The 20,693-nt window shown below is 61.6% G+C and carries 23 protein-coding genes; 8 read left to right on the top strand and 15 right to left on the bottom strand.

Features of this window, described 5'->3' with window-relative positions; translation table 11 throughout:
* Positions 1–5: 5 nt before the first annotated feature.
* Together NKK47_RS01720 and NKK47_RS01715 are read right to left on the bottom strand one after the other, a co-directional pair.
* Positions 6–557 (bottom strand): sigma-70 family RNA polymerase sigma factor, encoded by a 552-nt coding sequence (locus NKK47_RS01720; RefSeq protein WP_023678544.1) that lies wholly within the window; start codon positions 555–557, stop codon positions 6–8.
* 3 nt (positions 558–560) lie between these two features.
* Entirely contained in the window at positions 561–764 is a 204-nt protein-coding gene (locus NKK47_RS01715) for a NepR family anti-sigma factor (RefSeq protein ID WP_023678543.1), read from the bottom strand.
* Positions 765–980: 216 nt separating this feature from the next.
* Here NKK47_RS01715 and NKK47_RS01710 point away from each other — a divergent pair, with 216 nt between their 5' ends.
* From NKK47_RS01710 to NKK47_RS01690, 5 genes are all read left to right on the top strand, one after another.
* Positions 981–1,775: a response regulator gene (locus NKK47_RS01710; RefSeq protein ID WP_352574837.1), complete on the top strand. Its 795-nt coding sequence runs from the start codon at positions 981–983 to the stop codon at positions 1,773–1,775.
* Positions 1,776–2,001: 226 nt separating this feature from the next.
* The gene (locus NKK47_RS01705; protein WP_023678541.1) at positions 2,002–2,166 is read left to right on the top strand and encodes a DUF1328 domain-containing protein; all 165 of its coding nucleotides are present in this window, start codon (positions 2,002–2,004) and stop codon (positions 2,164–2,166) included.
* Between the two features lie 191 nt (positions 2,167–2,357).
* The gene (locus NKK47_RS01700) at positions 2,358–3,392 is read left to right on the top strand and encodes a sensor histidine kinase (RefSeq protein WP_352574835.1); all 1,035 of its coding nucleotides are present in this window, start codon (positions 2,358–2,360) and stop codon (positions 3,390–3,392) included.
* Between the two features lie 132 nt (positions 3,393–3,524).
* Entirely contained in the window at positions 3,525–3,695 is a 171-nt protein-coding gene (locus NKK47_RS01695; RefSeq protein WP_352480855.1) for a hypothetical protein, read from the top strand.
* Positions 3,696–4,041: 346 nt separating this feature from the next.
* Positions 4,042–4,287 (top strand): YMGG-like glycine zipper-containing protein, encoded by a 246-nt coding sequence (locus tag NKK47_RS01690; RefSeq protein WP_006328050.1) that lies wholly within the window; start codon positions 4,042–4,044, stop codon positions 4,285–4,287.
* A 99-nt stretch (positions 4,288–4,386) separates the two neighbouring features.
* Here the strand turns inward: NKK47_RS01690 and NKK47_RS01685 are convergent, their stop codons facing one another.
* From NKK47_RS01685 to xylF, 4 genes are all read right to left on the bottom strand, one after another.
* Positions 4,387–6,009 (bottom strand): CHASE domain-containing protein, encoded by a 1,623-nt coding sequence (locus tag NKK47_RS01685; RefSeq protein WP_352480856.1) that lies wholly within the window; start codon positions 6,007–6,009, stop codon positions 4,387–4,389.
* Between the two features lie 129 nt (positions 6,010–6,138).
* On the bottom strand, positions 6,139–6,933 hold the full coding sequence (locus tag NKK47_RS01680; RefSeq protein WP_352480857.1) for an ATP-binding cassette domain-containing protein: 795 nt from the start codon (positions 6,931–6,933) through the stop codon (positions 6,139–6,141).
* Positions 6,934–7,010: 77 nt separating this feature from the next.
* Positions 7,011–8,375, bottom strand: coding sequence for a sugar ABC transporter permease (locus NKK47_RS01675; RefSeq protein WP_352574833.1), 1,365 nt, complete (start codon positions 8,373–8,375; stop codon positions 7,011–7,013).
* A gap of 142 nt (positions 8,376–8,517) precedes the next feature.
* Positions 8,518–9,558: a D-xylose ABC transporter substrate-binding protein gene (gene xylF, locus NKK47_RS01670; RefSeq protein ID WP_352480859.1), complete on the bottom strand. Its 1,041-nt coding sequence runs from the start codon at positions 9,556–9,558 to the stop codon at positions 8,518–8,520.
* 286 nt (positions 9,559–9,844) lie between these two features.
* Here xylF and NKK47_RS01665 point away from each other — a divergent pair, with 286 nt between their 5' ends.
* Positions 9,845–11,089 carry an ROK family protein gene (locus NKK47_RS01665; RefSeq protein ID WP_352480860.1) on the top strand — a complete coding sequence of 415 codons (1,245 nt, stop codon included), beginning with the start codon at positions 9,845–9,847 and terminating at the stop codon, positions 11,087–11,089.
* Between the two features lie 9 nt (positions 11,090–11,098).
* Here the strand turns inward: NKK47_RS01665 and phoB are convergent, their stop codons facing one another.
* From phoB to pstS, 6 genes are read right to left on the bottom strand one after another with little or no spacing between them, the layout of a single operon-like run.
* Positions 11,099–11,788, bottom strand: coding sequence for a phosphate regulon transcriptional regulator PhoB (phoB, locus tag NKK47_RS01660; RefSeq protein WP_031212149.1), 690 nt, complete (start codon positions 11,786–11,788; stop codon positions 11,099–11,101).
* 16 nt (positions 11,789–11,804) lie between these two features.
* Positions 11,805–12,512 (bottom strand): phosphate signaling complex protein PhoU, encoded by a 708-nt coding sequence (gene phoU, locus NKK47_RS01655; RefSeq protein ID WP_023678534.1) that lies wholly within the window; start codon positions 12,510–12,512, stop codon positions 11,805–11,807.
* Between the two features lie 32 nt (positions 12,513–12,544).
* The gene (pstB, locus tag NKK47_RS01650; RefSeq protein ID WP_031212148.1) at positions 12,545–13,348 is read right to left on the bottom strand and encodes a phosphate ABC transporter ATP-binding protein PstB; all 804 of its coding nucleotides are present in this window, start codon (positions 13,346–13,348) and stop codon (positions 12,545–12,547) included.
* The gene (gene pstA, locus NKK47_RS01645) at positions 13,345–14,196 is read right to left on the bottom strand and encodes a phosphate ABC transporter permease PstA (protein WP_023678532.1); all 852 of its coding nucleotides are present in this window, start codon (positions 14,194–14,196) and stop codon (positions 13,345–13,347) included. The genes pstB and pstA overlap by 4 nt, the downstream gene beginning before the upstream one ends.
* 3 nt (positions 14,197–14,199) lie before the next feature.
* Positions 14,200–15,189: a phosphate ABC transporter permease subunit PstC gene (gene pstC / locus NKK47_RS01640; protein ID WP_352574831.1), complete on the bottom strand. Its 990-nt coding sequence runs from the start codon at positions 15,187–15,189 to the stop codon at positions 14,200–14,202.
* A gap of 59 nt (positions 15,190–15,248) precedes the next feature.
* Positions 15,249–16,310 (bottom strand): phosphate ABC transporter substrate-binding protein PstS, encoded by a 1,062-nt coding sequence (gene pstS / locus NKK47_RS01635; protein WP_352574829.1) that lies wholly within the window; start codon positions 16,308–16,310, stop codon positions 15,249–15,251.
* A 652-nt stretch (positions 16,311–16,962) separates the two neighbouring features.
* Between pstS and NKK47_RS01630 the strand changes: the two genes are divergently transcribed.
* On the top strand, positions 16,963–17,316 hold the full coding sequence (locus NKK47_RS01630; protein WP_352457960.1) for a hypothetical protein: 354 nt from the start codon (positions 16,963–16,965) through the stop codon (positions 17,314–17,316).
* An 84-nt stretch (positions 17,317–17,400) separates the two neighbouring features.
* On the opposite strand, the gene NKK47_RS01625 is transcribed toward NKK47_RS01630, so the two are convergent.
* Positions 17,401–18,372: a DUF2865 domain-containing protein gene (locus tag NKK47_RS01625; RefSeq protein WP_352574827.1), complete on the bottom strand. Its 972-nt coding sequence runs from the start codon at positions 18,370–18,372 to the stop codon at positions 17,401–17,403.
* A gap of 334 nt (positions 18,373–18,706) precedes the next feature.
* Here NKK47_RS01625 and NKK47_RS01620 point away from each other — a divergent pair, with 334 nt between their 5' ends.
* The gene (locus tag NKK47_RS01620) at positions 18,707–18,922 is read left to right on the top strand and encodes a hypothetical protein (protein ID WP_023678527.1); all 216 of its coding nucleotides are present in this window, start codon (positions 18,707–18,709) and stop codon (positions 18,920–18,922) included.
* A 137-nt stretch (positions 18,923–19,059) separates the two neighbouring features.
* On the opposite strand, the gene tolA is transcribed toward NKK47_RS01620, so the two are convergent.
* Positions 19,060–19,464 (bottom strand): cell envelope integrity protein TolA, encoded by a 405-nt coding sequence (gene tolA / locus NKK47_RS01615; protein WP_352574825.1) that lies wholly within the window; start codon positions 19,462–19,464, stop codon positions 19,060–19,062.
* A 365-nt stretch (positions 19,465–19,829) separates the two neighbouring features.
* On the bottom strand, positions 19,830–20,693 hold the full coding sequence (locus NKK47_RS01610) for a glutathione S-transferase family protein (RefSeq protein WP_352574823.1): 864 nt from the start codon (positions 20,691–20,693) through the stop codon (positions 19,830–19,832).

Here is a 20,693-nt window from a genome sequence, read left to right as displayed (position 1 = left end):
GCGCTTCACGCAGCCGTCGACCCGGTTACCTGAGCCGAAATTGCGTCCGGGCCATACTCGTCTTCACCGGAGATCTTCAGAATTTCCTGCAGCCGTGTGCGGGCGCGGCTGACGCGGCTCTTGATCGTTCCGACGGCGCAGCCGCAGATCTCGGCCGCTTCCTCGTAGGAGAAGCCCGACGCGCCGATGAGGATAATGGCTTCGCGCTGGTCTTCTGGCAGCAACTCGAGCGCGCCGCGAAAGTCTTCGAGGTCAAGCTGGCCGTGCTGGGCCGGGTGAACGGCAAGCCTGGCCGTCATGACGCCATCGCTGTCCTGCACCTCGCGGCCGCGCTTGCGCATCTGCGAATAGAATTCGTTGCGCAAGATCGTGAACAGCCATGCCTTCAGGTTGGTGCCGGGCTGGAAGCTTTCATGCTTGTCCCAGGCCTTGACCAATGTTTCCTGCACCAGGTCGTCGGCCTTGTCGGCGTTTTGCGTCAGCGACACGGCAAAAGCCCGCAGGCTCGGGATCGAGCCGAGCAAGTCGGTCTTGAAGCCCTGGGAGACGGCCGCCATGCCTCAGTCCTTCTTTTGTACAGGTTCGGCCTTTTCCAACTGGCTGAGCAGTTGGGCGAAGCGATCCGGCACATTGTCGGAGACCAGCTCGTCATAGTATTGTTTGAGTTTGCGGCCGATTTCCGAGTTCGGCCCAAGCGGGTCGCGGGAAGCAGCCCGGCGCCCGTTGCCAACGCCACCCATGGTAGCTTTCGTCATGTTCTTCATTTCGCCCTTTTGTCCCAGCCTTAAGCCGCCCTTCAACACATAACGCAATGCAAGCGGCAGCTTCGTCTGGTTGCCCAACCCGCCCCTAAACGCCAGCCCATATATTTAGTTCCGCATGATCGGAACTTTTTCGCAGAACCCGCGTTTTCAACTTTGGGCTTGCGAACCGTTTTTAGCTGTAACATGCAATCACGTCATATGAGGGAGACGTCCAATATGAGCCTATCAGCAACCATCGCTCCGCACCTGCCGTTCCTGCGCCGCTTCTCGCGCGCAGTATCCGGATCGCAGGAGAGCGGCGACGCGCTGGTCGCCGCAATGCTCGAAGCCATCATTGCCGATGTCGACATCTTTCCGAACGCATCGGACGACCGCATCGCGCTCTACAAGGTCTTTGCCAAGCTCTTCACCTCAGTGGCCATTCGCGTTCCGCAGGAGCATGCCCAGTCGGCATGGGAACAGCGTGCCGCGGCCAATCTGAATGCAATTGCGCCTCGCCCCCGCCAAGCCTTTCTGCTGGTGGCGGTCGAAGGCTTCAGCGAAGACGAGGCGGCGGAGATTCTCGACGTCGACGAACAGGAATTCTCCGAACTCCTCGCGCAGGCGAGCAACGAGATCTCCCGTCAGGTGGCAACCGACGTGCTGATCATCGAGGATGAGCCGCTGATCGCCATGGATATCGAGGAAATGGTCGAAAGCCTCGGCCACCGCGTCGTCGGAACGGCGCGCACCCACGCCGAGGCGGTGGCGATGTTCGGCAAGGCGCGGCCAAAGATGGTGCTTGCCGATATCCAGCTTGCCGACGGAAGTTCGGGCATAGCGGCCGTCAATGAGATCCTGTCGTCGACCTCGGTACCGGTGATCTTCATCACCGCCTTTCCCGAGCGCCTGCTCACCGGCGAGCGGCCGGAACCGGCTTTCCTGGTTACCAAGCCGTTCAATCCGGACATGGTCAAGGCTCTTATCAGCCAGGCCCTGTTCTTTGACCGGCACGCGAAAGCCGCGGCATGAAACAGCGGACGGCCGAACTGCGGCCGCCGAGACAGCCGCTCTCTCGGATCAGATGGGCGTGACGCCGGCTCAATTCACTGGCAACCAACTGGGGCAACCAACTGGACCTTTCCACACACCGCGGCAATTCGGGCCCTGAAGATTTTCAGCATCGTCTTTTTCGGAAAATGGTGGAACAAACGGAGGCGAATCACGTTTTCACCGCAGCATTGGAAGGAGATCGATCATGCTTTACTGGGCGCTCGTATTTCTCGTCGTGGCGATTATCGCCGGTGCGCTTGGTTTCGGCGGCATCGCTGGCACCTCGGCCGGCATAGCGCAGATATTGTTCTTCATCTTTCTCGCCTTCCTGATCATATCGCTTATTGCCGGCCTGATCAGACGAGCGTGAATGCCAAGCGGCCATTCAAGCGAACACTGGAAGCCGCACCCCTCAAACGGTTTCCAGCCACCGCCGGGCAGTGTCCTCCAACGGGATGCCGCTCGGCGGACCGCTTTTTAAGGCTTGATACGAACCTCCTCCTTTTGGAACCCATTTTTCCGCGAACCGTTCAGCCCGACATGGGTTGAGCAAATTGACCGATGCGTTCCAGAGTCGGAAAAATGAAAGACCGCGGCCAGAGTGATGAGATCATCGCTTTGCATCCCGCCGAAAGCGGGATGCAGCTTGGCCGGGCCCTTCTCCATGCACTGCACAATGCCGGGATTTCCGTCCTGTACCAGGATCGCGAGATGAAGACGGTGTGGGCGCGCAACATGCGCGCGCCCTGGACTTCCGATGCCTCCGACAACACCGGCATCTTGCCGCCGGCGCAGGCAGAGCGTATCGGCGCCGCCAAGCACGACGTCATCGTCTCCGGCAATCCTCAACATCTTGAACTCAGCGTGCCGGCCGATGACGGCGCCCGCTGGTTTCAGGTGTGGATAGACGCCGACCGCAGCGAGACCGGCGCGGTGCAGGGCGTCGTGACCACCATGGTCGAAACAACCGAGCAGAAACGCCGGGAGCAGACGTTGAAGGCGCTGCTGCGCGAAGTCAGTCATCGCTCCAAGAACCTTTTGGCCATCATCCAGAGTATCGCCACCCAGACGGGCCGTTATTCCGGCAGCATTGACGATTTCCTGACGCGCTTCCGCGGCCGATTGCAGTCGCTGGCCTCCTCGCAGGATTTGGTTACGTCATCCAACTGGCGGGGAGCGGCGCTGCGCGAGCTGGTTTCCGGTCAGGTCGGCAGGTACGGCGCGGATCCCTTGCACAGCCTACGCTTCCGCGGCGCAAATCCATATCTCAACCCCAATGCCGCCTTGCACATCGGCTTGGCCATGCATGAGCTCGCCGTCAATTCGGTCAGCTATGGCGCACTGTCGCGCAGCGACGGTTTCGTCGAGGTGACGGCCGATCTGACGGCAGCTTCCGCTGGCGAGCCTGCGCTGTCGCTGACATGGGCCGAAGTGATCGGAGCCAACGACAATCAGCGCAGTGAGAAGCGTTTTGGCAGCGTCGCGCTCGAACGCGTCGTGCCCACTTCATTGAATGGAACGGCGACACTTGAGATCACCGGGAACCGCCTCGAATACCGCCTTGTCGTTCCTCACGGCAATTTCGAGACGGATTAACGAGCGGCGGTCGCCGCGCGAAGGCTTGCTGCGCATCGCCATCTTTAACCGACTGTTCACCATAAAGTCCGATCCTGTGCGAACGTGCCGATCCACCGGATTGAGTTTGGCACAAAATGAAGGGAATGGGCCTTGACGGCTGCCGACTTGAACAGACTGGAACAGGCCGCTCGCGTCTCGATGGGCGGTTTTCAGGATCCCGACGCGTCCGCAGCGCCCGCGCCTCGTGCTTCGCCCCTCCGCTTCGCCGCTATCGCGCTTATGGCCGCGATCGTCCTGACCGCCGCGTCCCAACTGATCTGAATCGAACTCGCCTCTGCTTGATCGCTTTGAAACCACTGCCCGAGTGCTCGGCCGTGCCCGTTCGCGGTCACCGACCTGCCGGGCCAGGCCCAACATGTCGTCGCCAGATGCCTTGCCGTCGATCCGGTGCTCGAGGACGACTATGACAGGATCGTCTGGAACGTGCGTCCCAGCGGCACGCTCGATGCGTCCTTGGAGATTTCCGGGTTCGTGGTAGCATCGAACGGCGCACGCCCCGAAAAAGACTATCTTAATCAACAATGAAATCGTGCGGGCAAAGGCCGTACTTTCATGCTAAATGGCGGCTGGAGCTTATTAAAGTGAGGACAAAAGTGAGGATGACTCCATGCGGAAGATGATTATTGCCATGGTTGCCGTGGTTGCGGTCAGCGGCTGCACCACCACGGAAGAGAACGTGGGTATCGGCACTGTGGGCGGCGCGCTCATTGGTGGCGCTGTCGGCGGCGGCAAGGGCGCTTTGATCGGCGCCGGCGCTGGTGCGATTGGCGGTCTGCTCGTTCGCCGTCTGCAAAATGGCTACTGCCAATACAGAGATCGTCACGGCCGGATTTACACAGCTCGCTGCAACTAGTTTCGAGCTCCAGGCGAACAGCAAACGCGGAGGCAGGCCACCTGTCTCCGCGTTTGCCCTTTTAGAGCGCTGTTGCGACGCGGCCCACGAGACGGCGTTTCAGGCCGGCAGCGGAACCTTGATTTCCACGTTCAAGCCATCTTCGCGAAAATCGCGCCTGATTGTGCCACGCAATTCGCGCGTGACGTTGAGATCGATCAGTCTGGTGCCAAAACCGCTCTTTGCCGGTGTCTCGAGCTTCTTCTGACCGGCCTCGCGCCAGTTGAGAGCCAATGTCCGGGTGCCGCTACGGGCGTCGAGCGACCAGTCGACCTTCAGCGCACCGACTGAATTGCCGGCTTCGCCATGCTTCAGCGCATTCGTCGCCAGTTCGTGAAAGACGAGGCCGAGTGCCTGCGTCGTCTTTTCATCGAGAAGAACCTGCGGTCCCGACAGCAGCCCTTCAGGAAGCTCGCTGCCGAACACCTGGCCTAGCTCGATGCGCAGCAGGTCGCCGAGATCGGCTTTCTGCCAGCGTGAGCGCGTCAGCATGTCCTGGGAAGCCGCCATCGCCTGCAGCCGGGCCGAGAAAGAAGCCGAGAATTCCTGGACGTCGGTGGTGTGCGATGCTGTCTGGCGCGCGATTGCCAGCACCCGCGTGATCGAGTTCTTGATGCGATGCTTCATCTCCTGCAGCATCAGGTCTTTTTCCAGCAGGCTCTTTTCGGTCGTTTCGTGAAGCAGCGAGACCGCCTCATAGGCCCGCTCCTGATAGCGGGCCACCAGCGCGATGGCGCCCGCAAGCAGCAGTCCGAACAATCCGAGCATCACCGGGATGGCGCGCGAGGAAGGTTGCGAGAAAGCACTTGTCGGCCTGAACAGGACGACCCACGGCCGGCCGGCGACGGTGATCTTGCGGGTGACCAGCAGCCTGTCGCCGAGGCTCGAAACAGGCGGCGTTTCCGATTGGAACAGCAGGTTGTCGCTGTCCACCGTGCCGTCATAGATCTCGGTGTTGACCGGCAGCAATGGTGCCCGGCTGAGCGCAGCCTGGAACAGATCACGGGCGCGGAAGGCCGCATAAAGGAAGCCGGCAGTCGAGGATCTCGTCGCGTTCACGGCGTCCGGCGCGGTTTCGACATTGAGCCGGACGAAGACGAGGAACCCGGTAAAGGTCTGCGCGGCACCCGTATCCTTGCCGAACTGCACCAGCCCGCTGGCGTGCTGCTGGTCGTCGGTCATCGCCTTTTCGATCGCCTCGCGCCGCGCCGGCCCGGTGAACATGTCGTAGCCGATGCTGGATTTGTTGGACGGATCCAGCGGTTCGAACAGCACGATGGGCGTACGCCACGGTAAGTTCGTGTCGGGATAGATCGGATGGCTTGCGCCGTGATCGTGCAGGATGTCGCGCTCGACCGCCGCCTCGTTGCCAGTTTTCGCCAGGCGAAGGAAACCGATGCCGCGCAGGCCGGCGAAATTATTCTCGATGTCGAGCGCGTTGAAGAAGGCCTTGAACTCGCCCTGCGAGATACCGCCATTGCGTGCGTCGAACAGCGCCCGGGTCGAACGCAGCAGCGACAGGTCCAGGTCGATGCGGCTTTCGATCCGGTTAAGCGCGTCGTCTGCCGTCGCCTCGAATTTAATGCGGGCCGCCTCCTGGGTGGCAAAATAGGCAAAACCCGCCATCGTCAGGCTGATCAGCGCGACGGCGATAAAAGCGACGGTCGGAAAAAGCTTCTTCAATTGCTGATACGTCCCGTGGACGGTTCGGCATCTTTATGGGCAAGTCCTGACGCCAACACAATGGCGAGGCCAATGCATGGTGACGGCTGGCACATTTTGGCGGCTTGTGATTAGCCGGCTAATTCTCGTTCATGCGGCGATCTTCAGCGCGCCCGGCCCCGGAATGGCGCCGGGTGGGCACTTGCCGAGGATGATCATGCCGAGCACCTCGTCCTGGGTGACGTCGGTTGTGCGCGTCGTTCCGACAACCCGACCGTTCTTCATGACGCAGACACGGTCGGCAAGCTCGAACACGTCGTGAATATCATGGCTGATCAGGAAGATGCCGATGCCGTCGGACTTGAGCTGCCTGACCAGTTCGCCGACCTGCGCCGTCTCTTGCGGCCCGAGTGCCGCCGTCGGCTCGTCCATGATCAGGATGCGAGCATTGAACAGGATGGCGCGGGCGATCGCCACCGACTGCCGCTGGCCGCCCGAAAGCTTTACCACCGGCTCCTTGAAGCGTTGGAAACGCGGATTGAGCCTGCCCATCACCTTGCGCGCCTCGGCCTCCATGGCGACGTCGTCGAGCGTACCCCAGCCGGTCATCAGCTCGCGGCCGAGAAACAGGTTGGCGGCCGCATCGACATTGTCGGCCAGCGCCAGCGTCTGGTAGATCGTCTCGATGCCGTACTTCTTGGCGTCGCGGGGATTGGAGATCGAAGCTTCCTCGCCGTTGACGAAAATCTGGCCCGCATCGCGCTTGTAGGCGCCGGACAGGATTTTTATCAACGTCGATTTGCCGGCACCGTTGTGACCGAGCAAAGCCATCACCTCGCCCGGGAAAAGGTCGACAGAGGCATCGTCGACGGCGCGAATGCCGCCGAAAGCGATGGAGATGTTGCGCATGTCGATCAGCGGCGTGGGAGCGGTTTTGTCTGCCATGCTCGTCCTTCCTCCCTATAGATCCTGCTTGAGCATCAAGTTGTACGAAAACCGGTTTCCACCTTGCGGGATCATGCTCAGACCCGTTTGCGATAGACGGTATCGAGCCACACCGCGACCACCAGCACGGCTCCGACAACGATGCTCTGCAGCGGCGAATCGATGCCGAGCAGCACCATACCGGACTGCAGCGACTGCATCAAAAGCGCGCCGAGCATGGCGCCGAGCACTGTGCCGGAGCCGCCGGCGAGCGACGTGCCGCCGATCACCGCCGCCGCGATGACCAGGAGCTCGTCCAGCGTGCCCAGCGCATTGGTCGACGAGTTCTGCCTGGCTGACGAGATCGCTGCGGCGATCGTCGCCAGCACGCCCATGATCATGAACACCTTCATGGTCACCCAGCGCGTGTTGATACCGGCAAGGTTGGCTGCTTCCGGATTGCCGCCGATGGCGAAGACATAGCGGCCGAAACGGGTACGCTTGGCGATGAAGGTCATGATCAGCCCTACGGCTACAGCCATCAGCACGGGTATGGCGATGCCATGGGCGATGAACAGCCCGCCTTCGGGAACGGTTATATTGTTGGCCGCCGCATATCTGTTCACGATGCCGACCGGCCAAGGATAGGAATTGGCAAGCCATATGGCGCCCATGATGACAAGGCAAGTGACGGCCCCGAGGAACGTCTCGGCCCAGATCGGGCGTAACGGGAAGCGGAACCGCTTGCGCTGCACCCGCCCGTTGAGCAGCATGAACACAACCGCCAGGCACGCGACAATTCCGACGATCCAGCTCCATCGCGCACCGATCGAACCCGTCGGTCCGCCGCCCATCAGCTGGAAAGTGGCATCCAGCGGCGCAATCGTCTGCCCACTGGCGACCCACCATGCGGCACCCCGCCAGACCAGAAGGCCGCCCAGCGTCACGATGAAGGCCGGCACCTCGAGATAAGCGATGATGTATCCCTGGAACGCTCCGATCAGAAGGCCAAGCGCGAGGCCGATGGCCAGCGCCAGGATCCAGATCCAGGGGTTGCCTAATTGCAGACCGACCATTCGCACCAGGAAATGCACCTGCGCAAAACCCATGACCACGCCGATCAGGCCTTCGGCGGAGCCGACCGACAGGTCGATATTGCGCATGACGATAACCAGCACCATTCCGGCGGCCATTATGGCCACGGCCGAAGTCTGCACCGACAGGTTCCAGAGATTGCGTGGCGTCAGGAAGGTCCGGCTGTCGAAGTCGAACGGATTGACGCCGAGCCGTACGCTAGAAATGACATGCAGGCCGACCCAGATGACCAGCAGCGCGCCGACCATGCCGAGCATGCGCGTGTCGAGTTCGGTTGCCTTGAGAAATCGGGCAACAATGCCGAGTTCGGATTCCCGTGCCCGGTCTGTCGTGCTGTCGACCGGCGTGTTGGACGTCGTGTCGGTCATGATGTTTCTCCCGCCGGGTTGCCGTCTGCCGCGGATGCCGGAAGCAGCCTAGAAGTTATCCGCCGGAAGCGGAAAAACAACTCTTGTTGGAAAAACGCCGCGGCGAGCGGCCGCGGCGTTCGGACTTTTCGGAAACGTCGGCTCAGTTGCAGACTGCAACAGTGCCAGCCGTCACCCCGGCGCAGACCTCTTCTTTCTTGATCCAGCCGGCGTCGATGACGACGTTGAGGTTGTCCTTGGTGATGGCGACCGGGGTCAGGAACAGCGACTTGACGGTATTGCCGCCGGGCGTGGTGAAATCCTTCACGCCGGCAATGTCGGTCATCTGCTTGCCGTCGGCCAGTTGCGAGGCGATCTCGGCGGCATTCTTGCCGAGCTCGCGCGCATCCTTCCACACCGACACGGTCTGTGTGCCGAGCGCGATGCGGTTCAGCGCGGCGTGGTCGCCGTCCTGGCCCGAAACCGGAACCGATCCGGCCAGCCCTTGCGCCGTCAGCGCGGCGACGACGCCGCCGGCAGTGCCGTCATTAGCGGCGACCACGGCATCGACCTTGTTGTCGTTGGCGGTCAGGAACTGTTCCATGTTCTTCTGAGCGTTGGCCGGCAGCCAGCCGTCCGTATAGGCCTCGCCGACATTCTTGATCTTGCCGCCGTCAATGGCCTCCTTCAGCACCTCCATCGAACCGGCAAACAGGAAATCGGCATTCGGATCGGAACCCGAACCCTTGATGAAGACGTAGTTGCCTTCCGGCTTCACCTTGAAGACTTCGCGGGCCTGCATGCGGCCGACTTCCTTGTTGTCGAAGGTCAGATAGAACACGTCCTTGTTCTCGATCAGCCGGTCATAGCCGACGACCGGGATGCCTTCGTCCAGTGCCTTCTGCACGGCCGGCCCGATGGCCGAGGCGTCCTGCGCCAGGATGATCAGTGCGCTGGCGCCCTGCGAGATCAGGCTCTCGACGTCGGTGAGCTGCTTGCCGGGGTTGGACTGTGCGTCGGCGGAAATATACTTGTCGCCTGCGGCCTCAATGGCCGCCTTCATTGCGGCCTCGTCGGTCTTCCAGCGCTCTTCCTGGAAGTTCGACCACGAAACGCCGATGACCTTGTCTTTAGCCTGCGCCACCGACGCCAGCGCCAGCGTCATGGCGACACCCGCCAGAATGGCGGTCGTGAATTTCTTCATCATATCCTCCCTGCGCCGCGTACGGCGTGACCAATTGGCTCAAAGACCAGCTTAGAAGCTCTAATTTTTTCGAGCCTCGAAAAAATACTGGCCCGATCTCCGGCTGCTGTCAACATCGATTCTGATGGATTTTGATGACTCTGCGGGTTTTTTCGAGCGTCGGAATAAACGATGACAGCGCCACCTGCATCTGACACTATTTGCCTGCGTCCGACACTATTTGTCGGACATTACCGACGGCTTCCGGTTCATGAGCGGCCGCGGCAACCGGGAGGAAAGCAAAACAATGTCGGTCGGAATCCGCCATGACGATTTGCGCCGGCGCAACCGGGCGATGGTGATCTCGGCGGTGCGCCGGGCCGGCCAGCCATCGCGTACTGAGATCGCAGCTACTACCGGCCTCAGTCATTCGACCATATCGGCGATCTCTTCCGACCTGATACGGGAAGGCATCCTCGCCGAGAGCAAGGCAAGTGAGCCCGTTTCGTTGAAACGCGGTCGTCCGCAGGTCGGCCTCGCCCTCAACCCGGAAGCGGCGGCGGTGCTGACCGTGGTGTTGTCGCTGAATTTCCTGTCGGCCGCCATTATCGACTATACGGGACAGGTGGTCGCCGAGGAACAGCGCCGACTGGACACGCTGACCATGCCGCGCGACGAGCTGATCCGTGAATGCATGGCCATCGTCCGGCGCCGGCTGCAGGATCCAGACCTTGACGTCCGCAGTGTCGCCCGCATCGCCCTGGCGATTCAGGGCATTACCGACTCCCCTGCACGCGCCATGCTGTGGTCGCCGATCACGCCGCAGACCGACATCGCCTTTGCCGACATGCTGGAGGACGAATTCGGCATCCCGGCAACGGTGGAGAACGACTGCAACATGATGGCGGTGGCTTTGCGCTGGCGCAATCCGGATCGCTATCGCGACGACTTCATCGCCATCCTGCTTTCGCATGGCATCGGCATGGGGCTGGTGCTGAAGGGCGAACTGTTCACCGGGACGCATTCCTCGGGTGGCGAATTTGGCCACATGATCCATCGTCCGGGCGGCGCGCTCTGCCGTTGCGGGCGGCGCGGCTGCATCGAGGCCTATGCCGGCAACTACGCCATCTGGCGCAACGCCAGGCAGATGAGCGAAGAAAGCGAACCGATCGCCGACGTCAGCGACGCCGACATGCGAGCACTGGCGGCCCGGGCGCGCGAGAAAGATGGGCCGGAACGCGAGGCCTACCGCAAGGCCGGCGAAGCGCTGGGTTTCGGTCTCGGCTCGCTGTTCGCGCTGATCGATCCGGCACCGGTCGCGATGGTCGGCGCCAGTGCCGCCGCCTTCGATCTGATCGAGCCGGCCTTGCGGAAGGCAATCGCCCAGACCGCCGGCGGCCAGCATTCGGGCTCGATCTCCTTCGATACAGAGCCGAACGAATTGCCGCTGATCCGCGAAGGCTGCGCGATGCGGGCGCTAAGCTTCGTCGACCAGGAGATTTTCGCGCCGGGCGCGCAAATGAGGCCCAGCGTCAGAAAGAACGTAGCCTGACCAGGCGGGTCAATCTTCCCTGATCGCATAGCCGGCACCGCGGATGGTGCGGATGACATCCGGCATCCGGCCGTTGTTGACGGCTTTGCGCAGCCGCCCGACATGCACGTCGACGGTGCGTTCGTCGATGTAGATTGTCTCGCCCCAGACATTATCGAGTAACTGGCTGCGCGAGAAGACACGGCCCGGATGCCGCATCATGAACTCGAGCAGCCGGAATTCGGTCGGCCCGAGCCTGATTTCGCTCTTCTTGCGATAGACCCTGTGCGATTCGCGATCGAGCACGATGTCGCCGACCTTCAGCACGCTGGACAGCACTTCCGGCTTGGCGCGCCGCAGCAGCGCCTTGACCCTGGCCATGAATTCCGGTGTCGAAAACGGTTTGACCAGATAGTCGTCGGCGCCGGTCGAAAGCCCGCGCACCCGGTCGCTCTCCTCGCCGCGCGCGGTCAGCATGATGATCGGCAGCCGCTCGGTTTCGGGGCGCACCCGCAACCGACGACAGAGCTCGATGCCGGAAACCGCTGGTATCATCCAGTCGAGCACCAAAAGGTCGGGCACATTCTCCTGCAAACGGATCTCGGCTTCGTCGCCGCGTGTCACCACCTCGACCTGGTAGCCTTCGGATTCGAGATTGTAGCGGAGCAGCACACCCAATGGCTCCTCGTCCTCCACCACCATTATGCGTGGTGCGATCATCGGCTGGGCACCCCCATCATGTCACCGGTGCGGACATTGTCGTTTCGTCCTGCTTCGGACGATTGACCGGCAATTGCTCGCCGGTCAGCACATAATACGCATTTTCGGCGATGTTGGTGACATGGTCGCCGATCCGCTCCAGATTCTTGGCGCAGAACAGCAGGTGCGTGCAAGCGGTGATGTTGCGCGGATCTTCCATCATGTAGGTCAACAGCTCGCGGAACACGGACGTGTATTTGACGTCGATGCGCTCGTCGGCGGCACGCAGCTTGGCCAACGCGGCCGCATCGCCTGCAGCATATTCCTCGATGACACCCTGCACCTGGATGAGAACCAGCTGCGCCATCGCGTCGATGGAATGCGACAGGTCCCGCGGCGTAGCGCTGAGGCCGACCGCACTCACGCGCTTGGCGATATTCTTGGCAAGGTCGCCGATGCGTTCGAGGTCGCCCGCCATGCGGATCGCTCCGACCACATGGCGAAGATCGTGGGCCATCGGCTGGCGTTTGGCGATCAGGGTGATGGCGCGGTCGTCCAGTTCGCGTTGACGCGCATCCATGATGGCGTCGTCGGAAACGACGCGTTGCGCCAGCACGTTGTCGGAATTCAACAGGGCCTTGGTCGCCCCGCCGACCATCGAACCGGCGAGGTCGGCCATGTCGCGGATCAGCTTGCTGATCTGCTCGAGATCCTCGTCGAAAGAAGCGACTGTGTGTTCGCCCATGGTCCTGTCCTCATATGCATGATCGGAACGGCTCAGCCGAAGCGGCCAGTGATGTAGTCCTGCGTGCGCTTCTCGCGGGGCGACGTGAAGATCTTCTCGGTCCGGTCGAACTCGACCAGTTCACCCAGATACATGAAGGCGGTCTGGCGCGACACGCGCGCCGCCTGCTGCATGTTGTGGGTGACGATGACGATCGTATAGTCGGCTTGCAATTCGTCGATCAGTTCCTCGATCTTGGCAGTCGACAGCGGGTCGAGGGCCGAAGCCGGTTCGTCGAGCAGAATGACTTCCGGCTTCACGGCCACGGTGCGGGCGATACAGAGCCGCTGCTGCTGGCCGCCGGACAGGCTCAAGCCGCTGGCGTTGAGCTTGTCCTTGACCTCGCTCCACAGCGCGGCGCGCTTCAACGCCTGTTCGACGCGGCCGTCCATCTCGGACTTGCCGAGGTTCTCGTAGAGCCTGACGCCGAAGGCGATGTTCTCGTAGATCGACATCGGGAACGGCGTCGGCTTCTGGAACACCATGCCGATCTTGGTCCTGAGGAGGTTGAGATCCTGCGACCGGTCGAGAATGTTCTTGCCGTCGAGCAGCACCTGGCCCTCGGCCGTCTGTTTTGGGTAGAGCTCATAGATGCGGTTGAACACACGCAGCAGCGTCGATTTCCCGCACCCCGAAGGGCCGATGAAGGCCGTGACACTGCGCTCAGGCAGTGACAGGCTGATGTCCTTCAGCGCCTTGCTCTGGCCGTAGTAGAAGTTGAGATTCTTGACCTCGATCTTCGTCTTCTCGACGACCGTTTCGGCCATCGTCATGTCTGGGGACAACATCTGTGTCATCTGTCCTCTCTGCGTCCGGTAAGGCTGCGGGCGAGGATGCTCAAGCCCAGAACCGTCAGGGTGATTATGAGTGCGCCGGTCCACGCCAGTTGCTGCCATTCCTCGTAAGGGCTGAGAGCGAACTGGAAGATGGTCACCGGCAGGCTGGCCATCGGCGCGTTGATATTGCTGCTCCAGAACTGGTTGTTGAGCGCGGTGAAGAGCAGCGGCGCCGTCTCGCCGGAAATGCGTGCTATCGCCAGCAATATGCCGGTGACGATGCCGGACAATGCGGCGCGGTAGGCGACCGAACGGATCACCACCCAGCGTGGCGCGCCGATCGCGGCACCGGCTTCACGCAACGCGTTCGGCACCAGGTTGAGCATGTCTTCAGTGGTGCGCACGACCACCGGAATGACCAGGATGGCAAGCGCAACGGCGCCGGCAATGGCCGAGAAATGTCCCATTGGCCGCACCATCAGCTCATAGACAAACAAGCCGATGATGATCGACGGCGCCGACAACAGGATGTCGTTGATGAAGCGGACGACGGTGGTGATGCGCGAAAAGCGTCCATACTCGGCCATGTAGGTTCCCGCCAGCACGCCGATCGGCGTGCCGACGACAACGGCGATGATCGTCATCAGCAGGCTGCCCGCGATGGCATTGAGCAGGCCGCCGGCCTCGCCCGGTGGTGGCGTCATCTCGGTGAAGACCGCGAGCGAAAGCCCGGCTGTGCCCTTATAGACCAGTGCGCCGAGAATGAGCGCCAGCCAGGCAAGCCCGATGCCGGCGGCGACGACGCAAAGCGCCATCATCACCGAATTCCTGGCTTTGCGGCGGCTGTGGAGCGATGAGGATGTCGACATCGGTCAGGCTCCCGTACGGGCGTCGATCCGCATCAACATATAGCGGGCGGCGGCAAGGATCAGGAAGGTGATAACGAAGAGGATCAGGCCGAGCGAAACCAGCGAGGAGGTGTAGAGGTCGCCGTCGGCCTCGGTGAATTCATTGGCGATGGTCGCCGAGATCGTCGTGCCCGGCGCGAACAGGGAGGCACTGATGCGGTGGGCGTTGCCGATGACGAAGGTCACCGCCATGGTCTCGCCGAGCGCCCGGCCCAGGCCAAGCATGACGCCGCCCATGATGCCGATGCGGGTATAGGGAATGACCACGCGCCGGGTCACTTCCCAGGTCGTGCAACCGATGCCATAGGCCGATTCCTTCAGCACCGCCGGCACCGTATCGAAGACGTCTTTGGTGATCGAGGTGATGAAGGGCAGCACCATGATGGCAAGGATCAGCGCCGAGGTCAGAAGGCCGATGCCGTAAGGAGGGCCGGCGAAAAGGCTGGATAGTCCCGGCACGCCGTGGAAGACGTTGATGATGAAGGGCTGTATCGCCGTCTGCAGGAACGGCGCGAACACGAACAGGCCCCAGATGCCGTAGATGATCGAAGGAATGCCGGCCAACAGCTCGACCGCTATGCCGATCGGGCGCCTGAGCGGGCGCGGGCAGAGCTCGGTGAGAAAGACTGCAATGCCGATGCCGATCGGAACCGCGATCAGGATGGCGATGGCCGCCGTGACCAGGGTGCCGTAGATCGGCGCCAGTGCGCCAAATTTTTCCGTGACCGGATTCCAGCTTTCAGTCGTCAGGAAGGAGAAACCGAAGGACGACAGCGCCTGCCACGAGCCGGCAAACAGCGAGATCGCGACACCGCCGAGGATGACCAGCACAAGAATTGCGGAAGCGCGGGTGAGTCCGCGGAATATGGCATCGGTGAGCGCGAAGCGCCGCACCGTAGCTTCCCTGGCCCGGGCTGCTGCAGATGATGGCATGGCATCGGAAGCGATGGTCATTGGGTCCTCGCGATTAAAGGCAACAGGGAGGGCGCCGTCGACGCCCTCCCTGGAGGAGATTACATAGCCGAGTAGAGCGGCTTGCCGTCGTCGCCGACAACTTCCTTGGCCCACATGGCCTTGACGCTCTCGACCACCTTGTCGGGCATCGGAACGTAGTCCAGCTCGCCGGCCATCTCGTCGCCCTTGTCGTATGCCCAGGCGAAGAATTTGAGCGCTTCGCCGGTGGTCGCGGCATCATCCGGCTTCTTGTAGAGCAGGATCCACGTTGCCGCCGTCATCGGCCAGGACTCGGCGCCCGGCTCGTTGGCGAGGATGACGCCATAGCCCGGCTGCGAGCTCCAGTCGGCATTGGCCGCTGCCGCCGAGAACGCCGCCGCGGCGGGCTCGACCTTCTTGCCGTCCTTGTTGATCATATCGGTGTGGGTGAGCTTGTTCTGCTTGGCGTAGGCATATTCGACATAACCGATCGCGCCGCCGGTCTGGGAGACGTTGTTGGCAACGCCCTCATTGCCCTTGGCGCCGATGCCGACCGGCCATTCCACGGCCTTGTCGACGCCGACCTTTTCTTTCCAGTCCGCGCTGACGTCGCCGAGGTAATAGGTGAAGTTGAACGTCGTGCCCGAACCATCGGAACGGTGAACGACCGCGATCGCCTGCGAAGGCAGCTTGACGTCGGGATTAAGCTTCTTGATCGCTTCGTCATCCCAGCTCGTGATCTTGCCGAGGAAGATGTCGGCCAGCGTCGGGCCGTCGAGAACCAACTCGCCCGGCTTGATGCCTTCGAGATTGACGACGGGAACGATGCCGCCCATCACCATCGGGAATTGAGCCAGTCCGGACGCTTCAAGCTCGTCGCCCTTGAGCGGCGCATCCGAAGCGCCGAAGGTAACGGTCTTGGCTTTGATCTGCTTGATGCCGCCGCCGGAACCGATCGACTGGTAGTTAAGGCCAATGCCGGTGTCTTTCTTGTAGGTGTCGGCCCACTTCGCATAGATCGGGTAGGGGAAGGTGGCGCCGGCGCCGGAGATGTCCGCGGCGAGCGCGGCGGACAGGGTGAGGGTGGTCGTCGCCGCAGCCATTGCAATCGCAACGGCCGCCGAGCGGATGAAATGTCTCATGTGGCCTGCTCCTGTTCGGAATATGGTCTCTCGGCGCCATTCCTCCGGCGCCCGCTGAGGCCAATAGCCCCCGATTATTACAGTCGCATGACAGTTTCATGTCGCTCCGGTAACGTCGTCCAGCCGGGTAAGAAGGAGCGGCCGCGGGGTTTGTCGGCATGGGCCGCGGTTTGCCGCTGGAATCAGCAGCTTGCTTGAATTCCGGCCGGCATCGTCTGCTCGGCGATCGTAGCCACCGGCTTTAAAAGAAAAAAAGCCGGACGGGAGCGCGTTGCATGCAGCCAGAACGTGTCATGGCCGCGCCATCGCCGAAACAGGTCCGTTGGGGTAAATCTGACCCTGTTTCTTGCCGGCGGTCGCTGCTCCCGCCCGTAACTGGAGGAGCGGAACTTCGAATATCCCATTGTCGCCACTGAGCGCGGCTTTGGTATGGTGCGATCGCACCATGGCCTTACGCTGGAAGCGTTGACGAATCGCAAGGTTCTAACTCGCGCTGGACCTCCATCCGCGCCCGACCCGGCGCTGGATCTTCGAGCAACGCCTTCGACTGGAAATGCGACGACTCTACTTCACGGTATCTACTCCCTTCGCCCTATTCCGCCGGTTGTCGGTTAGGCCGAAGCAGCGTTATAAGCTTGCAGGGGTATTGCTGATGTCTCGACGGATTCTGCCTGTCTTCCTGTGCCTGGCGCTGCCTCTGGGAAGCGGCTGCGCGCGCAGCTATGACGGCACCGTCATCATTCCCAAGCCGCTCGATGTTCGCCGTTTCTGGGACAGGCCTTCGCCGCAGGCGCAAGCCGAACAGTCGCAACTGGAGACCGACGTCTTTCCAGTGGCGCCGCAAACGCCGAAAAGGCCGGCGGTGCGCAGGAGCGCGGCTTCCGTTGCAGCGCCTCGGAGGAGGGTCACCAACAACCCGCCCATGCTGTCGCCGGAGCCGACGAAGCCGCTAACTTGCAAGAATGTCAGCGAGCCCGGCAAACGGGCCCGCATGGTCTGCGAATAACCAGCCGACGTCGGTCGATGCGCACGGCTCCAGGCCTTGAAGCGGCTATCCGATCCGGCCGTCTCGGAACATCGCCCGCCTTGGTCAGTCCGCCGGGAAGAAGGCCGGCCCGACCACTCTCACCGGCCGCGCGCCGATCGCTCTTTCGATCGACTGATGCTGGGCAACCCCCTGCACTTCGGCAGCCTGCGTTTTTGCCTCTGCCGGAGCGGCACCGGCGGTTTCGATCCCGGATTCAGGAATTTCCGCGACGATGCCAAAATCCGGCTTTGCCGTCGGCAACGGTATGATGGCATTGGTCATGTTGGCCGGTGTCACGGTTCGTGCCCTGAGCTCGGCGACGCGCCGATAATAGCGCTTGACGTCGCAGGCCTTGAAGTTCGCGTCGTCGCGGTACCGGAACGCGGCAGGTAGCTCCACATAGGGTTTTCCCGACTCGAGCGCGACCATCTCCTCGGTCTCGCGAGTGGCGTCGCTCAGCGTATAGAGGTCGACGCCGGCATCGTCGCAGATGTAGCGACACTGATCGACCATTTCCTTCAGATCGTCGCTCTTGGCGAACTGCGATTTTGGCGCGGGGAAGAAATATCCGTCCGACAAGCGAACGCAAAACAGCATCCGATTGCCGCCAATTGTTGTGCCTGCGGACTGGGCCTTGGGTGCCGTGCGTTGCTGCGCCGGCTGTTTCTTGGCAGCGGGGGCGGCGCAGCCCAGCGCGACAAACCTGGCCTTCAATCCGGACGTGTCCCTGCTCGAATTCGACAGTCTGGCGATCTGCCGTTGCACCTCCGCCTTGCTGCTGACCAGGTCGGCGCAGGGATTGAAGAAGAAGCCGGCCGTTCTCGCCGTGCATCTGCGTTGTCTCTCAAGCTTTTGAATCGCGGCGAGTTGCCGGCGCAGTTGGGCAAGCTCGGGGCTGGTCCCGCCGCTGCGCCCCGCCGAAAGCAATTGGCTCCTGATGGCACCGCAGCTATCCGCGTAGGAGAAGGATGTGCCGAGCGCAACGGCTATTGCCGACACCAGCATCAGAATCGTGAGGGGCCAGAAGCGTGTCATTGGAACGACCATTATCCTTGTTGCACCGAGAACAGGATTTCTTTGTCGACTATGGATAAGTACTAGCTAAATCAGTCTTTCCTAATTGGAGTAGATCAAATCGCCACCAGAGACTTTAGCTCTAGTGTATTAGATCCACTCGTGTAAATTCAATATTACATTTTTATTTCAAGATTGAGACGAACCGGCAGCAACGCCGGCGGACGCCCGCCACGGCGAAGTTTTGATGCGCGCGGCGGGTTCGGCATCGCGATCAATCCGGCGTTACCGGCCGGCCGTTGCTGAAACCTTAGCCCTCGGATCGGCGTTGAGCGGCCAAAGGAGGAGACCGCAAATGTCGATCCACTTCACTGTCGCGGACCTGACCAGGAATCTGTTCCATTCACTTGGGTTGGACCATGAACGCGCACCGAGGCCACTCGACCACGAGCAGAGGCTTTTGCTGGAGTGCTATCTCGCCGGCCAGATACCGGAATCGGCCTGGAGCGACTATGTCTTCGAGATGCCGGAACTGGCGCGACATGTCGAGGCCAGACGAAGGCGCCACTAAAGCGCATCGCGGTCGACCGGGCCTCATGCGACGCGCTTAGGTTCTTGTCTAATGCATGTCGTTGTCGCAAAACCGCTGCACACTTTTGCGCGACATGCACTAGATCCCGAAAAGTGGAATCCGGTTTTTGGAAAAGATCAAGGCGAAGCCTTCACTCGCGGTGCAGCCTGTTCTTGTTTGGGCGAGTTGAATTGCAGAGTGAACACCTTGCCCGGGATGCCTTGAGCCAACGCCGGTGAAAAGCTCAACGGCAGGCAATGGTCCACGGCCGCGACCGCCGCGTCGACAAAAGCTTGGCGCGTCTTCTCCTCGCCGGCGACGCGGATGGCGGTCGGCTTGGGCCGGCCGATCAGCGTGCCATCGCGCCTGAAGCTGAAGCTCAGGGTGACGGTGGAATTCCCGGCATTCGCCGGCGGGGTCCAGCACGCCTGGATGGCAGCCCCGACCTCGGGCATGGTGTTGAGCGTCGCTGCATTCGATTGACCGGCTGCACCCGCCAGCATGGCGCCTGCAATCACCATCATTCCAGCAATGCTTTTCATGACAGGGCCTCTGTCCTTGAACCGCCCTCGAGGAGGGTACTACTTCGATGGTAGGGCCGACATCGGCGATGGCAAGATGCCGGCAACGCGCTTCATCAGCCATGCAGGCGTCGTGAAACGCCGTCTGGCGCAACTTCGGCAGGGGCTGAAATAAGCAAAAGGCCGGCGAGCAGCCGACCTTTGCTTTCCATCCGCGCCAGTACATCCGTGGTCGCAAGCTGGAGGTGGATACCAGTAGAAAGGGTTTCGGTTAACGAAACCTTAAGCTCCCCACACCGTGCAAACAGGGGAGAGTAAGAAAGAATTACCCCAGATCATTACCGGCTCCCGCAGAACGTGCGGACGATCGCCGGCCTGCACGTGCCTCAGGCGTTGGCCTGCGACCGCACATAGGCGATATAGCCGCGCACGTCGCCGGCCGGCTCGGCATAGGCCTTGCCGAGCTTCTTCTCGATCGCCGCCATATAGTCTTTTGCCCATTGGGGCAGCGCATAGTCGATGACGGCGAGGAATTCGAGCGTCGCCGCCAGACGGATGTCGGCGATCGACGGGTTCTTGCCGCCGATGAACGGCTTGCCGTTCCTGAAGAAGCTGTGAAACACCTCCAGCGGCTCGGCTATCGCTTCTATAGCGGCCTTCTGGGCTTCCGACTTCTTGTCGGGATGAGCGTCGCTGTGGCCGACCTCGCCGGCATATTGCGGGAAATTCAGCACAGGATATGTGGCGCGCGCCACATAGGGGTAGAGCGTCCCGATCAGGTAGAACATGGCGCTGTCGATCATTGCCCGCTTGGCCGGCGCCTTGGGATATAATTTCTCCAGCCCGTGCTTGTTGGCGAGGTACTGCATGATGGCGCAGCTTTCCCACAAGACACCTCTCGGCAGGCCCTTGTCCTCGATCATCGGCGTAAGATGGGCCGGGTTTCGCGCCATATATTCGGGCGAGCGCGTGAGGCCCCAAACGTCGGTTTCGGAATGATCGAGCCCGGCGGCGCGTGCAAACACCCGAACGCTCATATTGTTGACGCTGGGCTTCAGCATGCTGAGCGTGAGCGCCGGCTTTTTCGCAGGCTTCGCCTTGGCCTTCGCGGGCTTTCTGCCGGAGACCTTCGTCGCCGGCCTTGCCACTTTCGCCGCTGACTTGGCGGCGGCTTTGGCCGCCGGCTTGGCTCCTGGTTTGGCTGCCTTGGCGGCGGGCTTTTTCGCACTCTTCGTTGCTGTCTTTGCCAT

This window comes from Mesorhizobium sp. M0019 (assembly GCF_040323975.1).
In the GTDB taxonomy this organism is placed as follows: domain Bacteria; phylum Pseudomonadota; class Alphaproteobacteria; order Rhizobiales; family Rhizobiaceae; genus Mesorhizobium.
This window is presented reverse-complemented; position numbering and strand designations above follow the sequence as displayed.